The sequence below is a fragment of the Neorhizobium vignae genome, assembly GCF_000732195.1.
GTDB classification, from domain to species: Bacteria; Pseudomonadota; Alphaproteobacteria; order Rhizobiales; family Rhizobiaceae; genus Neorhizobium; species Neorhizobium vignae.
Genome location: NZ_JNNU01000042.1, coordinates 1 through 15,441 on the forward strand (window position 1 = coordinate 1; position 15,441 = coordinate 15,441).

Sequence of the window (15,441 nt, forward strand, 5' to 3'; positions counted from 1 at the left end):
AGCACACGCGGCCGCTTCTTCAATGTCGTCGATCTGGTCAATCGCCTGGAAACGGAAACGCGTAACGGCAAGCAAGGTCGGATGGCCGATTACCTAACGCGCCTCGACTTCATCATCCTCGATGAACTCGGCTATCTGCCCTTCGCGCAGGCCGGTGGTCAGCTCCTCTTCCACCTTATCAGCAGGCTCTACGAGCGCACCTCGGTCATCGTCACGACGAACCTTGCCTTCGGCGAATGGCCGTCGGTGTTTGGTGATGCCAAGATGACGACGGCTCTCCTTGATCGCCTGACCCATCACTGCGAGATCGTGGAAACAGGAAACGAGTCCTGGCGCTTCAAGAACCGCTCTCAAAGCTAAAGCCGAAGACACCCGTCACCCGCACTTGGCCTACCCTCTGCAACCCCGGCCAGCGCCGGGCAGGCCAAGCGCTGATCGTCTACAGGGGGGTGAAGATTGGGCGCCGATAAGGGGTCAACATTCCGCGCCGATTGACAGCAGAGCTGGACCGGAGCTTCTGAGAGCGCGGATGATGCCCATAAAAATGGCTGAGCTCCACACAAAGTGAGGAAGACCCAAATTAAATGGGAATGACAAGCGGCGATGTTGCACCGTTCAAGAGCTCTGCTCATCAAGCAACGCACGATGCTTCTGCACTCGATCCGTGCCCATCTTGCCGAACTTGGCATTTCGATTGGTGTGGGAACTAGCCAGATGGTCCGCATGGTACGGGAGCTTGCGCAAGGAGAGCGATCAGATCTGCCGGAGCTTGCCCGGTTCGTCCTTGAGACGCTGGCGAAGTTAGTTTGCTACACGTACATTGAAACAAATGCGGCTCGACGTGAGCTCAGCCCCCCGCGCCGTCAGCCCCGCCTGAAGCAAGTTTGTAAAAGCGCCTGATCGACAGATGGGAAGAGCGGATGTCGAGATTGATCGCCCGACGCGCCGCAACGCGATCCCGTTGCGCGACCGCGCCGATGACGTCGTTGTGGATGCGAACCCCATTGTTGAAGATCCGCTCGAACAGCGCCTCGTCTCTGCGTGCGGACGCCACAATCGGACCAGTGCGAAGCCAGAGAGTGGAAATGATGTCGAGTAGCTGCGGATAACCGCCTGCCCGGTATAGCTCGAAATGAAAGGCTTGATTGCCGGCGAGCGCTGCATCGAGGTCCTTGGCCTCCAGTGCCTCTCTGATGCTTTCGTTGTGGCGCTTCAGAGCCTCGATCAGAACGGGATTCCTTGGCGCACTCGCTGCCCGTTCGGCGGCATAACCCTCGAGCTGCATGCGGACCCGGATGTAGTTCTCATGATCCGACGCGAGATAGGGTGCGATACGGAGCATCCGCGGCCCAGATTGCTCGATCGCCCGTTCCGCGATCAAGCGCGCCACTGCATCGCGCACCGGCATGGCGCTGGTGCCGAGCGCCTCCGCCAGACCGCGAATCGAGACTTGCTCACCGGGTAAGAACTCGCCCTTTAGAAGCCCGAGCCTGAGGCTTTGATAGACGCGCTCCTGAACAGTCGTCACATCTACCGGCGTAAGGGTACGCGGGTTCTTGTAGTTTGCTTCAAAGGTATTCACGTGCTCGGGGCCTCATCAGGCTGGTCAAAATATCTTACGTGCCGCTGCAACGATAAATCAGTGCGGCGCGAAGCGCCCCATTCCATCGGCTTTTATGTCTAATTCCCTGAGCAAGCAACCGACGTAAAGCGTGACAATTTAGTGTGATCACATATCTCAGATCTTTACAGGCGAAAGATGTTGTGGTTAGAGTGTTGGCGTGCCCAGGAGGGCGCCGGAGGTAAGCACCGGTGCAGCGGCACAGACTTGGTCATACCTGGGAGGAAATCGATTATGAGGCGTATTGCCATCATTGCGGCCATGTCCGCAGCGGCTCTAAACACGACCGCACTCCACGCCGAGCCTTTGAAGGTCGGGATCATCGAAAGCCTGTCCGGCGCACAGACGTCGACGGGTCGCCTGTACGCCAACGCCGTCAAATACGGTGTCGAGCGGATCAACGAGGCTGGCGGTTTCAATGGCGAGCCGGTCTCGGTTACCGAATATGATAATGCCGGCGGTGCCCCGGACGCTGCCGACAAGTTCCGCAAGGCGGTGGGCGATGGCGTCGATATCATCTTCCAGGGGGCATCGTCGGCCATTGCCGGCCAACTCACCGAGGACGTTCGCAAGCACAATATCCGCAATCCCGGCAAAGAAGTGATTTTCATCAACCTGGGCGGCGATGCGATGGAGTTAACGGGCCAGAAGTGCCAGTTCTACCATTTTCGATACACCGCAACCGCGCCAATGCGGGTGAATGCGATGGTCAGCGCGATGAAAGAGGCGGGTGAGCTCGGCACGAAGGTCTACTCGATCAATCAGAACTATTCCTGGGGGCAGGACATGCAGGCGGCAGTTGCTGCGGCCGCAGAAGCTGGCGGCTACAAGGTCGTCGACGAGGTGCTCCATGACGTCAACAAGATCCAGGACTTCGCGCCCTTTGTCGCACGGATCAAATCGGCTGCGCCCGATACTGTCTTCACCGGCAACTGGTCGAACGACCTGCTCCTCTTGATGAAGGCCGTGGGCGATGCGGGGCTCGACGTGACTTTCGCCACAGCCTTCCTCGATCAGCCCGGCAACATCGCCAATGCCGGCAAAACAGCGCTGGGCCATTACATCGCCAACAACTACGACAATGCCGCCACCGATGGCAAATTCGCGGAGACCTACAAGAAGGCGACGGGTCACTATCCGATCTTCGTCGAGGGACATTCCGCCTTTGCCCTCGGCGCGCTGCAGCAGGCGCTGGGTAAGGTCAATTTTGGCGGCGGCGACATCAATGTGACCAAAATCGCGCTGGCACTTGAGAATACGACCTACGAGACACCCCTGGGGCCGATCTCGGTCCGCAAGGAAGACCACCAGACCATCCGGCCGGTGGTTGTGTCGAAGGTCGTCAAGAACCCGAAATATCCGGCCGACGAAACCGATATGGGCTTCGAGACCGTCAAGATCATTGCCGGCGACAAGGCAATCTATCCGGTCCAGGACAGTTGCCGGATGGAGCGCCCCAAAGAGTGAACCCTGGCGTGCCCGGGCTCCGGCCGGCGCTTGTCGCCGGTCGGATCATTCCGCTGATATTATCCGGAAGTCCCCATGGAATTTGCAATCATCTCCACGCTGAACGGCGTGACCTACGGCCTCCTGCTGTTTATGGTCTCCGCCGGCCTGACGCTCATCTTCGGCATGATGGGCGTGCTGAACTTCGCTCATGCCTCATTCTATATGCTGGGCGCTTATATCGCCTATGCCGTGTCGTCCGTTTTCGGCTTCTGGGTCGGGATCGCGGTCGCACCCGTGGTCGTCGGCCTGATCGGCATGGCGGTCGAGCGGTTCCTTCTGCCGCGTGTACATGCCCATGGACATGCACACGAGCTTCTTCTGACTTTCGGTCTTGCGCTGATCATCGAGGAGCTGATCAAGCTCTTCTTCGGCGACTTCCCGGTGAACTACCAGATGCCAGGCGGAATGCGGTTTTCCGCCTTTTCGATCTTCGGCGCCGACTATCCCTTTTACCGGATATTCATCGGCGGCATGGCCGTTGTGATGTTCACCGCGCTGTGGGTACTCCTGACACGGACCCGCACCGGCATCGTCGTGCGCGCGGCCGAACGGCTGCCCGCCATGGCCGAGGCGCTTGGGCACAACATCCCCATGGTGTTCATGTTCGTCTTCGGCACCGGCGCGGCGCTCGCGGGACTGGCCGGGGCGGTCGCGGGAGCCTTCTATCCGACCAATCCGAACATGGGGATCGAGCTCGGTGTGATCGTGTTCGTGGTCGTTGTCGTGGGCGGGCTCGGCTCGCTCAAGGGATCGCTAGTGGCTTCGCTTTTGATAGGGCTCTTCTCGTCGTTTGCGGTAGGCCTCGACTGGTCGCTGGCAAGCCTGCTGGGCGTGATCGGCCTCGGCGACTGGGCGCGATCGTTTGGCGGGCTGATGACACTGAAATTGTCCTCGATCAGCGCCACAATCCCGTTCGCGCTGATGCTGATCGTGCTGCTGGTCCGTCCGGCAGGTCTCATGGGCGAGCGTAACTAAAATGGCAGCCATTCGTAACACTCTTCTTCTCGCCGCTCTGCTGGTGCTGCTGATTGCCGTCCCGCCTTTCCTGGGCCTGGGCTGGCAGAACGCGCTAGTGAACGTGTTGATCGCGAGCCTGTTTGCGCTGGCGTTCAATCTTCTGATCGGTCAGGCCGGCCTACTGTCCTTCGGCCATGCCGCCTATTTCGGGATAGGCGCTTTCGCGGCACTGCATCTGATGATCGCAATCGAGGACGGTTTTCCTTTCCCGACACCGCTTGTGCCGTTGGCCGGGGCAGCGGCGGGCCTGTTGATCGGGCTGATCGCGGGCTATTTCGCGACAATGCGCTCGGGTGTCTACTTCGCCCTGGTGACGCTCGCGATCGCCGAGCTGTTCCACTCGCTGGCGCCGCGGCTGGAGGCGGTCTTCGGCGGCGAATCCGGTATTTCGTCGATGCGCATGCCTTGGAGCGACATCACCTTCGGCTCGATGCTGGAAGTCTATTATCTCACCCTGGCCTGGGTACTGATCTGCGGGCTCGGGCTCTGGGCATACACCCGCACGCCGTTCGGCCGGCTGACATTGGCGCTCCGCGATAACGAGCAGAGGGTGCGGTTTCTTGGTTACAGCACCCATAGCGTCAAGGTGATCGTTTTTGCCGTATCCGCGATGCTCACCGGCGTGGCGGGGTCGCTGCAGGCGATCTCGAACGAGACGGCGAACTACTCCCTGTTTGCCAGCGACGTCTCGGCCCAGGTGGTCCTGCAGACCTTCGTCGGAGGCTCAACAGTTTTCTTCGGCCCGGTGATTGGCGCAGCCGTCTTCACGCTTTTCTCGTTCCTGGTCTCGGACCTCACCAGGTCATGGGTACTCTACCAGGGCCTGATCTTCGTCCTGGTCATGCTGTACGCGCCAAGCGGCATAGGTGGCGTCCTGCAGCATCACATCCGCAACCGCCGGCAACTCGATTGGCGGCCGTTATCAGGTCTCTATCTCTTGGCTCTGGCGGGCGGGGTGCTGATCACCGCGGGGACCGTGTTTTTGACCGAGACCGTCGCGGTGCTATTCGGCGAGGAATATGCGGTGGCGAGACGCAATGCCGGCGGCAGCCTTCCTGCCTACGAACTTTTCGGTGCCCATTGGGATCCGACTGACATATTCACATGGTTGCTTCCCCTTGTCCTCCTCGCAGGGGGCGGGGCGATCACCGTCAGCACCCGCCGGCATGTCACCGCATTTTGGAACCGCGGGGGCGGGAGCCGGGACACGGCCGCAAGGCCTGTTTCACTGGGAGGTGCGGCATGACCGGGACCAACTTGGATCAACCCGCGCTGCGGCTTGCCGGCGTGAAGAAGTCCTTCGGACCAATCGAGGTGATCCGGGGACTGAATCTTGATATCCGAGCCGGCGAACGCCACGCGATCATCGGCCCGAACGGCGCAGGCAAGTCCACGCTCTTCAACCTGATCTCCGGCATGTTCGCACCGTCCGCCGGGGAGATATCGCTTAACGCGCAGAGCATTGCAGGGCTCTCGCCGCACCGGATCAATCGGGCCGGGCTGGCGCGGTCGTTCCAGATCACCAACATCTTCCACCGGTTGAGCGTGTTCGAGAACCTGCGCATCGGCGTGCTCGCGCGTCACGGCGTGCGCTACGGCCTCTTCCGCCCCGTTTCGCGCATGCGGCAGGTCAATGACGAGACCATAGAAGTGCTGACCCGGGTCGGCCTGGAAGCACGGAGTAACGATCCGGCGGGCGATCTCACCTATTCCGAACAGAGGGCACTCGAGATCGGCATGACCCTGACCACGGGCGCCCAGGTGATCCTGCTCGACGAGCCCACCGCAGGCATGTCGCGCGAGGAAACTGCCAAAGCGATGGATCTGATCCGCACGGTCACCGAGGGCAAGACGCTCCTGATGGTCGAACACGACATGGGGGTCGTCTTCGGCCTCTGCGATCGGGTTTCGGTGCTGGTCTACGGAAATGTTCTAGCGACGGACACGCCGGAGCGCATCAGCGCAAACCGCGAAGTGCAAGAAGCTTATCTGGGCCAGGAGGCGTCATGAGCTTGCTCGAAGTGAAGGGGCTGCACGCCCACTACGGCAAGAGCCACATCCTGCACGGCATCGACATGGATGTGCCGGAATCCACCATCGTTTCGCTGCTGGGCCGCAATGGTTCGGGCCGCTCGACGCTTCTGAAGGCGATGATGGGGCTAGTGCCGCCCACTGCCGGGACGGTGACGCTGGACGGGCGCCCGCTGGCAAGGCAGCGGCCCTACGGTATCTGCAGGCAGGGCATCGGCTACGTGCCCGAGGAACGGCTGGTCTTTCCCAACCTGACGGTCGAGGAAAATCTGATCATGGGCATGCAGAAGGGTGCGCGTGGCGCGTATCGCTGGTCTATCGACGAGATGTACGATTATTTCCCGCGTCTGAAGGAGCGGCGGGCGATCCGCGCCGGGTATCTGTCGGGCGGTGAGCAGCAGATGCTGACCATCTGCCGGTCGCTGCTGGGCAATCCTCGTGTGCTGTTGATCGACGAGCCGACCGAGGGATTGGCGCCCCGGATCGTCGACGTGGTGATGGAGGTGATCCTCGATATCGGCCGCCGCGGCGTCGCTGTGGTGCTGGTAGAACAGAAGCTCACCATCGCCCTGAAGGTCGCTCAGCAGGTTTTGGTCATGGGGCATGGCGAACTGGTCTTCCGCGGCACAGCGGAAGAACTCGATGCCGCACCCGACGTGCGCCGCAACTGGCTCGAGGTGGCCTGACGTGCCTCCCGCTTCGAAACCCTTGACTGGACAACCAATGAACATGATCGAACGGATGCGGCCGCCTCCGGGCTCGCGGGTCCTCGTGACCGCCGGCGCGTCGGGCATCGGCGCGGCTGTTGCCCGAGCCTTTCTCGAAGCCAATGCACGAGTGCTAATCTGCGACGTCGACGAGCAGGCACTGGAGGATTTTGGCGAGGCGCATCCACAGGTCGCGACGCTGCGCGCAGACGTCTCGGACGAGGGAGACGTCGATGCCCTGCTTGATGCCACCTCCGAGAGACTGGGCGGGCTCGACGTCTTGGTCAACAACGCGGGGATAGCGGGTCCCACCGGGGCCATCGATGAACTGGCGGTCGAGGACATCCGCCGCACTCTCGACATCAACCTGATGGGCCAGTTTCTGGTGCTGCGCCGCGCCGCGCCGCTGCTGCGCGCCAGCGAGGCCGGAGTAATCTTGAACATCTCCTCGGTCGCCGGCCGGCTGGGATATGCGCTCCGCTCGCCCTATTCGGCTTCGAAATGGGGAATTGTCGGGCTGACCCAGAGCCTCGCTAAGGAGATGGGGCCCGACGGGATTCGCGTGAACGCGATCCTGCCGGGCGTCGTGCGCGGAGCCCGCATAGAAAGCGTCATCCGTGAGCGGGCCGATGCGTCGGGCCTCAGCTACGAGGACATGGAGAGGCAGTATCTCGCCAACATCTCGCTGCGCCGCATGGTCGAACCTGAAGACATAGCGGCCACCGCGCTGTTTCTGGCCTCGCCCGGAGGCGCCAACATCTCGGGCCAGGCGATCAGCGTTTGCGGCAACGTAGAAAACATCTGAGAGCAAGGACGTAAAAGAGCATGGCCAAATCAACCCGCAAGGTCATCGTCACCTGCGCCATCACCGGTGGCATCCACACCCCCAGCATGTCTCCGCATCTTCCGATCACCGCTGACCAGATAGCCGCGGAGGCCATCGAGGCGGCGGAGGCCGGGGCGGCGATCCTGCACCTGCATGCCCGCAATCCGGAGGATGGACGCCCGACGCAAGACCCCGAGGCCTTTGCACCCTTCTTGCCACGCATCAAGCAGGCGACCGACGCCGTCCTGAACCTCACCACCGGCGGCAGCCCCACAATGACGGTTGAAGAGCGCCTGCAACCGGCGCTGAAATTCGCGCCGGAAGTTGCGTCTCTCAATATGGGGTCGATGAACTTCGGCCTTTTCCCGATGCTCGGCCGCTACGTAAAGTTCCAGCATGGCTGGGAACCCGAATATCTGGAGAAGACCCGCGATACGGTGTTCAAGAACACATTCAAGGACATCGAACACATACTCGAGCAATGCGGCGGCAACGGCACGCGGTTCGAGTTCGAATGCTACGACACCAGCCACCTTTATAACCTCGCCCATTTCCGCGATCGCGGTCTGGTCGAGGGGCCGCTGTTTATCCAGACCGTCTTCGGCATCCTGGGCGGCATCGGCACCCATCCCGACGACGTCTTGCATATGAAGCGTACCGCCGATCGATTGTTCGGCGCAGATTACGTTTGGTCGGTCCTGGGGGGCGGGCGCCATCAACTGCCGATCACCACGATGGCAGCCGCAATGGGCGGCAACGTCCGCGTGGGGCTGGAGGATTCCCTATGGGATGGCCCCGGCAGGCTGGCAGAGTCCAACGCAGCACAGGTCCGCCGTATCCGCAAAGTGCTGGAAGGGCTCGGACTGGAAATCGCAACGCCGCCTGAAGCGCGCGGCATGCTGGCGCTGAAGGGTGGCGATCAGGTGAACTTCTAATCTAATCGCCGGGGAGGCATCGAAACGACAACATCACGACCTCGCGTCATTCGGGCCGGAGCCAGCGAAGCAGGACAAACGCCCGCAAGAAATCTGCCACGCAAAGCAGTGCAGACCCCGGGAACGCGGCGACCGAGGAGGATCGGTCCTGCGCTCTATGCAACCAGAGAGGAGAAGGAGCATGCAGCCTCTAGTTCTGAAATGCACCATGTTGGCACTGATTGGCGCCGGTGCGATGATAGGCGTCCCCGCGTCGGCGCAGGACTGGCCCAACGGGAAATGTACGGCGCTTCGGGATACGGTGTTCGACGCCGGTTATGTCACTTCGGCGCGCGTCATCGACACAACGGGCGCTGTGCCGGCCTATTGCGAGGTGCGCGCCGTCGCGCTTCCCGCCATTTCCATCGAGGTGCGCCTTCCGATCACAGACTGGAACGGCCGGTTCTACCAGGTTGGCTGCGGCGGCTTCTGCGGCAATCTCGGTGGTCGAAGCGGCTTCGTCAATGCGATGGGTCCAGGTCTTCAAAGAGGTTATGCAACAGCCACGACCGACAGCGGTCATTATGGACTGGCGTCCGTCGACGCCGACTGGGCCGACGGCAACGTCAACGCCGAGCGCGACTGGGGCTGGCGTTCCATCGGCGAAACCAATCGCGTGGCTCAGGTGATGATCCAGGCCTTCTATGGAATGCCCTCGGATCAGGCGATCTTCCAGGGCTGCTCTACCGGCGGTCGCATGGCCAATATGGCTGCCTTGCGGTATCCGAAGATGTTCCAGGGCATCATTTCCGGCGCTCCGGCGCTGAACGAGACCGGTCTTGCCGGTCCGGGCCTTGCCTGGCAGGTTAAGGCCAATACCGGTCCCGACGGCAAGCAGATCCTAAAAGCCGACAAGGTCGATCTGATCGGCGCGGAAGTCATGCGCCAATGCGATGGCGTGGATGGCAGCGAAGACAAGATAATCGCAGATCCACGCCAGTGCTCCGTCGATCTGTCAAAGATCACCTGCAATGCAGGGGCCGCGACCAAGGCGTGCATCACGGCAGAGGAGCGTCAGGTCGTCGAGAAATGGCGCAGCTCACCGGTCGACTCTTCGGGCAGGACGCTGTTCGTTGGCGGCATCCCGGAAGGCTCCGAGCCCTTCTGGCGCACATGGCTGACCGGAAACGAGGCCGGCGCACCGGGGCTGAACCCGCTTTTCGCGCAGTCCTTCGGCTCCTACATGGCATATCCGCAGGATCCGGGTCCGGCCTATAAGGCGACGGAGTTCGATTTCGACAAGGACCCGCCCCGTATGGCGGCCGCGGCGAAGATGTACAACGCCGATGATCCTGATATTTCCGCTTTTCGCGCGGCAGGCGGCAAGATGATCGTCTGGCATGGCTGGGCCGATGCGATCGTATCGCCCTACACGACCATTGCCTGGCATGAGGCGGCCGAAAAAGCCGCGGGAGGTGCGGATGTCCTGGCTAAGAACGTGCGGTTGTTCATGATCCCGGGCCTCGACCACTGCGGCATTGCGCCCGGTCCTGGCGGGCTGAGCCAGGCGAACCTCGATCCGCTGGGCGCGCTGGAAAGCTGGATGCAGAAGGGCGAAGCCCCGCAAAGCCTGATGGTTCGCAACTGACCTGGCGGCCGGCACTGACATCGACACGCACGGCGGCTGCGGTCGCCCTGCGCTTCTTCCTGCATAACTGGAGAACCGCATTTGGAAAAGGAAGCGATCGAAAAGGTAACCGTGGTTGGAACGGGCATCATCGGGTCCAGCTGGACCTGCCTTTTCCTGGCCCATGGGCTGGATGTGGTCGCCACCGATATCCGCGAGGGCGCCGAAACAGAGCTCGTCGACGCGGTAGATCGTTGCTGGCGTTCTCTTCCGCAATCCGTGCTCGCGACTGGCCGGCGTGGGACGCTTCGTTTCTCGGCCGATCTCGAGGCGGCGTGCGAGGGGACAAGCTTCGTTCAGGAAAACGCGATCGAGCGTCTGGATGCTAAGATCGAACTGATGCGAAGAATCGACGCCGCGACGGCTCAAGATGTCATCATTGCATCGAGTTCCTCCGCAATTTCAGTGACGGACATGCAGCGTGATTGCAGGCACCCTGGTCGCGTTGTTCTTGGGCATCCGTTCAATCCGCCGCATCTCGTGCCGCTGGTTGAATTATGTGGTGGCGTGCGGACAGAGGAGGATGCTCTTGCTCGAGCCGAACATTTCTACGCTGGGCTCGGCAAAGTTCCGATCCGACTGAAAAGGGAGATCTATGGCCATATCGCCAACCGCTTGCAGGCAGCGATCTTCCGAGAGGCGATCCACCTACTCGAAAGCGGCGTGGCCTCAGTCGAGGATATCGATCGCGCTGTGACCGAGGGACCCGGTCCACGTTGGGCGTTGATGGGGCCTTTTCTTACGTATAGGCTCGCCGGAGGCGACAAGGGCATGAAGGGCTTCTGGGAGATGTTCGGACCGATGCAGGAGATGCTTTGGGGCGATCTGGGCTCCCCGCTGCTCGATGCCGCTCTGCAAACGCGCGTCACCACGGCAGTCGAACGCTCTTTTGGTGATAGCTCCGTGCACGCGCTTACCAAGGAGCGAGATATTCGGCTCCACCGGATACTGGCAGCCAAGTCTGCGCGCTGAACAATATGCTTGCTCTTTTGAATGGACATCTCAGGCTGGTTCGGCTGTTCAAGACCTTCAGGTCATCTCTGCGGGGTCAGTGGATCAGTGAGGCAATTCAGCAACATGGACCCCGCAGTGTGCTTTAGCGACGTTGGGGCAGTGGGCTATTAGATTCCGCTGCTGTATATTCTCGATAAATGCGAATTGGGACGGTGAGAGACGAAGATGTTTGGTTGGTTCCATAGCCGCTGGATACGGCGTGATGAATACGAACAGATGAAAGCGTCTTACGAAACCGATATCGTTACTCGAAGCCGCCCTGGCAAGGCATGAAGGGCTGGGGCCGGCGGATGAACCCCCCGGCGAACCTTAGCTTCGAACTCCTCAGGCGTCTAAACGCCAAGTATCGACAGCTGCATTAGGCCCAATGATCTACGTCAAGCATATCGTGTCTGCTGCTCGGGCACCGAGCTACTGGATAATCACTTGGTTGAGGTCGACACGGCTTCCATTCGGACAACTGGCTAAGGATTATGAGAAGCGCGGTCGCGCGGGCCGTACCCGGCACTTCCACAATGGACACAGCCATTCTCAGACGCGGAGCGCTCTCGCGAGACGTCAAGTGCTCTCTTTCTTTCGTTTAACGTCGAAAGTAAGCGACGGAAATTTTGAGGTGAAATCGCCAAGAGGCACGGGGCGTGAGAACAGAAACCCTTGCAGGTGACTGCAGCCGGCCGCAATAAGGAAGTCTCTTTGTCCTTCCGTCTCAATGCCCTCTGCCGTCGTTTTCTTCCCAAGTTTTCGGCTTAGCTCAAGGATTGCAGATACAATTGCAGCTCCTTCAGCCCTTGTCCCGAGGAGGCTGACAAAAGCCCGATCGATCTTGATGCGGTCAATGTTCAGTTGAAGGAGGTGGCTTAGAGACGAGAAGCCGGTGCCAAAATCGTCCAGTGCCACTTTGACGCCGCATGATCGAAGCCTGCGCAAAGTTTCCTGCACTTTCTCGTCGATGTTGAACAAGGCGGCTTCGGTTAGCTCCAACTCAAGCCGCGAAGGTGATAAACCGGTTTCGGACAGGATCGAAAAAACAAGCCTACTGAAACCGGGATGTCGTATTTGAGATGGTGAAACATTGACGGCAAGCGACAACTCGACAGGCCAACTCGCTGCGGCCCGTGCCGCAGATCGAAGCACCCATTCCCCAAGCTGATCGATCATGCCACCTTCCTCAGCAATGGGGATGAATTTGTCTGGTGAAAGCAAGCCGTGGGTTGGATGACGCCAGCGGACTAATGCCTCCGCACCTGACAGACTGCCGCTTTTGTCCCCGCGATGGACGCCCTGGTAGACGATTTCCAGCCGACCCCTGTCCCCAAAACGCAGATCGTCAGCATCGGCTAGATTCTTTCTCTGATCCTCCAACAAAAGCCGAAGATCGCTTTTGAGATTTTCCCGTGCTTCGACCCGGTGATCCAGAGATGGATCATACTCGATCACTTGTCCACGCCCGCTGTTTTTAGCTTCGTAAAGAGCGACGTCGGCACGCCGCATAATTTCGCTTGCTGTAGGGCTGGCCCTATGAAAGGGGGCGATCCCGATTGAACACCCTATGCGAGCAACCGCATCGCCTGTTCGAAGATCAAAGGGCTTGCTAAGGCTGTCAACGATCGCGCTGCAGGTCTTGCCATACCTTTCACCAGCTTCGTCGAGGGCGGGAAGAAGCAGGGCGAACTCATCGCCACCCACCCTGGCAAAGGTATCGCTCGCGCCGATGAGAGTGCCAATCCGGGCAACGACAGCGCGTAGGAGCTCGTCGCCGGCGGCATGCCCGTAGGTGTCGTTGACCTCCTTGAATCTGTCCAAATCTATCAGCGCGATAGCACCTCGGCTGCGGTCCGACTCCATACCGGAAAGGCACTTCTCGAAAGACGCGGCGAACAGGGCCCGGTTCGGAAGCCCGGTCAGAACGTCGTGAACAGAAAGATGTCGAGCGTGGTGTTCACTCGAACTCAGGTCTCTAAGGCTTCGACGCAGCCGCCCCACCAACGTGAAGAACAAAACGGCGATCACCAGGCCTGCTACAGAAAGCACTGGAACGAGGCGGCCGATGACACGCGAGCCTGGCAGGTCTGGCTCCCATATGATGAAGCCAATCGGCTCGCCCGTTGCAGTGGCTTCTATCTGGTAGGCAACTTCAATTCGCTCCTGGTCGGAAGTGCGGGCATATCTGGCTCCTGCCAGACCTTGCTCGCGACTGATCATATCCAGTGTGGTGCCGTCAAGAAAACGGAAGACGATCAAATAATATCGGTTGACCACATTCTCGATGCCCGTATCAGGCGGCGTTGGGGCGGAAATCGAGACAATTCCAGCGACAGAGGGCCGGCCTTCTAGCCGCATCAATTCGACCCGGCTGGGTTCCGGAGTAGGTGGCGCCTGCGCACGGAAGCCTGTCAGCTTCTCCTCGAGATCGCGAAGCAATGGTAATAGGAGCGGTCGCACCCACTTAAACCGGCGGCTCGTTTCTTCATCCGCTTGCAGTGCGAGCTCACCGGTTGGCTTGACGAGAAAAGCTGCATTGTACCCAAAAACGGTCGTCGCAATCTGCCTGAATGTCTCGATGGAGCGGTCGCCCGCGCGTACACTCGAGTCCAGCTTCTCGCCACTGTTTGCTGGAAAATTCGTCCGCAACAGCGATGCGTAACCGGCACCCATTAATTGTATCTCTTGGGATACGCGTTGAACCTGATCCTGAAAGCGGCTGTTGACAAGGCGCCGTTGGCGATCGAGAGCAGCCTCATCGCTTTCAGCGCCAGCCCATATCGCGGCGACAAACACCAGCCCGAGGATCGCAAGTCCGCTGATTGCAAGCAAAAGCAACGATGACCCGGACGAATTCCATGTGACTTTGCGGACAAATGTCATTGATCGTGTATCAGCAGGCACGCGTTTCTTCTCCCCAGCTTGCCGATACTGCCCACCTTTGATTACGAAAGTCTTCTAAAGCATTCTGAAATTTAACCTGTGAAATAATGGGCGTTTTAATTGTTTTATGGTTGGCTCTCCCGGAGGCAGCACCACGAAACGTCGCTCGCCCAAAGTGTCTTCAGGATTGGAAGCCTAATGCCGCGATCAAGATCTACCTACCCTTCAAAAGCTTTGGCTGTGGCTTGCGTTGCGTCCATCGCTGTCATCTTTGGATCCGCTGCAAGCTCTGCGTCGGACGACGATAGTATCAAAATTGCCGTCGAGGGCGCATTCCCGCCTTTCAACTATTTGGATTCAGCAAACCAGCTTCAAGGTTTCGATGTGGATGTTGCCAAAGCGCTATGTGAAGCGGCAAAGTTGAAGTGTGAGTTTGTCATTCAGGAATGGACGGGCATGATCCCGAACCTCCTCGCCAGACGTTATGACGCAGTTGTCTCATCGATGTCCATGAGCTCAGAGCGGCGGGAGCAGGTCGCTTTCACCAGGAAATATTACGACAGCCCTTCGGTTTTCATAGTTCGCAAGAGATCAGGCGTTGCCAGCACCACGCCAGAAGACCTGAAAACCGTGAAGCTGGGCGTGACAGCGGCAACTTCACAGGAGGCCTACGTAAAGAAATTCTACGGAGCGGTTTCGACACGAGTATTTCAGGCATCTCCAGACCTTTACAAGGGTCTCGCTGACGGAAGCGTCGACATCATCCTGGAAGATAAACTCGCAGTCTATGATTGGCTTGCGAACACCAAGGCCGGAAGCTGCTGCGAGTTCAAGAGTGGCGATATCAAAAACGCTGAGTACTTCGGTGACGGCGCAGGTATCGCCGTGCGTCCGTCCGACACTCAATTACTTGCAAGACTGAACGCTGCGCTGGACACCATCCAGGCCGTTGACACCTACGACACGATTAACGCAAAGTATTTTCCATTTGGTATCCGATGATCCACTGAAAAGCACGGTCAGCGGGTGATTGGTTCATCACGACGGAGCTCTCCTTTTTAACCTGGGCCTCCCCCCGACCAAGGTAAGTAATTTACGGTCACATTGGCGAGTAGCGGCGGACACCGCGCGCTTGCCCATGTCGCGGCCAACTATCGCGATCGAGCGTTTGTAACTACAAGCGAGGCAGACCCTGCCATCCCGCATACCATGCCCTCCAGCAAATGGCGGGATGATGTCCCGAGAGGTGG

At 59.6% G+C, this 15,441-nt stretch carries 13 protein-coding genes; 11 read left to right on the forward strand and 2 right to left on the reverse strand.

Features of this window, described 5'->3' with window-relative positions; all coding sequences use genetic code 11:
• On the forward strand, nt 1-360 hold a 360-nt coding region (locus tag GQ59_RS29955), incomplete at its 5' end, for an ATP-binding protein (protein WP_037088496.1).
• A 487-nt stretch (nt 361-847) separates the two neighbouring features.
• Here the strand turns inward: GQ59_RS29955 and GQ59_RS29960 are convergent.
• Complete coding sequence (locus GQ59_RS29960; RefSeq protein WP_051904292.1) at nt 848-1,582, reverse strand: GntR family transcriptional regulator; 735 nt, start codon at nt 1,580-1,582, stop codon at nt 848-850.
• 273 nt (nt 1,583-1,855) lie between these two features.
• Between GQ59_RS29960 and GQ59_RS29965 the strand changes: the two genes are divergently transcribed.
• The 9 genes from GQ59_RS29965 (at nt 1,856) to GQ59_RS30005 (ending at nt 11,284) form a co-directional block, all read left to right on the forward strand.
• Nucleotides 1,856-3,088 carry a branched-chain amino acid ABC transporter substrate-binding protein gene (locus GQ59_RS29965; RefSeq protein ID WP_037088497.1) on the forward strand — a complete coding sequence of 411 codons (1,233 nt, stop codon included), beginning with the start codon at nt 1,856-1,858 and terminating at the stop codon, nt 3,086-3,088.
• A 75-nt stretch (nt 3,089-3,163) separates the two neighbouring features.
• Nucleotides 3,164-4,105 carry a branched-chain amino acid ABC transporter permease gene (locus tag GQ59_RS29970; protein WP_037088498.1) on the forward strand — a complete coding sequence of 314 codons (942 nt, stop codon included), beginning with the start codon at nt 3,164-3,166 and terminating at the stop codon, nt 4,103-4,105.
• A gap of 1 nt (nt 4,106) precedes the next feature.
• Nucleotides 4,107-5,393 carry a branched-chain amino acid ABC transporter permease gene (locus GQ59_RS29975; protein WP_037088499.1) on the forward strand — a complete coding sequence of 429 codons (1,287 nt, stop codon included), beginning with the start codon at nt 4,107-4,109 and terminating at the stop codon, nt 5,391-5,393.
• Nucleotides 5,390-6,157: an ABC transporter ATP-binding protein gene (locus GQ59_RS29980; RefSeq protein WP_084683359.1), complete on the forward strand. Its 768-nt coding sequence runs from the start codon at nt 5,390-5,392 to the stop codon at nt 6,155-6,157. Before GQ59_RS29975 ends, GQ59_RS29980 begins: the two co-directional genes overlap by 4 nt.
• Nucleotides 6,154-6,864 (forward strand): ABC transporter ATP-binding protein, encoded by a 711-nt coding sequence (locus GQ59_RS29985; protein WP_037088500.1) that lies wholly within the window; start codon nt 6,154-6,156, stop codon nt 6,862-6,864. Before GQ59_RS29980 ends, GQ59_RS29985 begins: the two co-directional genes overlap by 4 nt.
• A 37-nt stretch (nt 6,865-6,901) precedes the next feature.
• Nucleotides 6,902-7,690 (forward strand): SDR family oxidoreductase, encoded by a 789-nt coding sequence (locus GQ59_RS29990; RefSeq protein WP_037088501.1) that lies wholly within the window; start codon nt 6,902-6,904, stop codon nt 7,688-7,690.
• A gap of 20 nt (nt 7,691-7,710) precedes the next feature.
• A complete protein-coding gene (gene kce, locus GQ59_RS29995) occupies nt 7,711-8,646 on the forward strand; it encodes a 3,5-dioxohexanoate:acetyl-CoA acetone transferase (protein ID WP_037088502.1) in 936 nt (311 codons plus the stop codon).
• A 181-nt stretch (nt 8,647-8,827) separates the two neighbouring features.
• Nucleotides 8,828-10,273 (forward strand): tannase/feruloyl esterase family alpha/beta hydrolase, encoded by a 1,446-nt coding sequence (locus GQ59_RS30000; RefSeq protein ID WP_037088503.1) that lies wholly within the window; start codon nt 8,828-8,830, stop codon nt 10,271-10,273.
• An 81-nt stretch (nt 10,274-10,354) separates the two neighbouring features.
• Complete coding sequence (locus GQ59_RS30005; protein WP_037088504.1) at nt 10,355-11,284, forward strand: 3-hydroxyacyl-CoA dehydrogenase NAD-binding domain-containing protein; 930 nt, start codon at nt 10,355-10,357, stop codon at nt 11,282-11,284.
• Nucleotides 11,285-11,884: 600 nt separating this feature from the next.
• On the opposite strand, the gene GQ59_RS30010 is transcribed toward GQ59_RS30005, so the two are convergent.
• Nucleotides 11,885-14,212 (reverse strand): putative bifunctional diguanylate cyclase/phosphodiesterase, encoded by a 2,328-nt coding sequence (locus GQ59_RS30010; protein WP_084683360.1) that lies wholly within the window; start codon nt 14,210-14,212, stop codon nt 11,885-11,887.
• A gap of 177 nt (nt 14,213-14,389) precedes the next feature.
• On the opposite strand from GQ59_RS30010, the gene GQ59_RS30015 reads away from it, so the two are divergent.
• Nucleotides 14,390-15,193, forward strand: a complete 804-nt coding sequence (locus GQ59_RS30015) for a transporter substrate-binding domain-containing protein (RefSeq protein WP_037088505.1) — start codon at nt 14,390-14,392, stop codon at nt 15,191-15,193.
• The last annotated feature ends 248 nt before the right edge of the window (nt 15,194-15,441 follow it).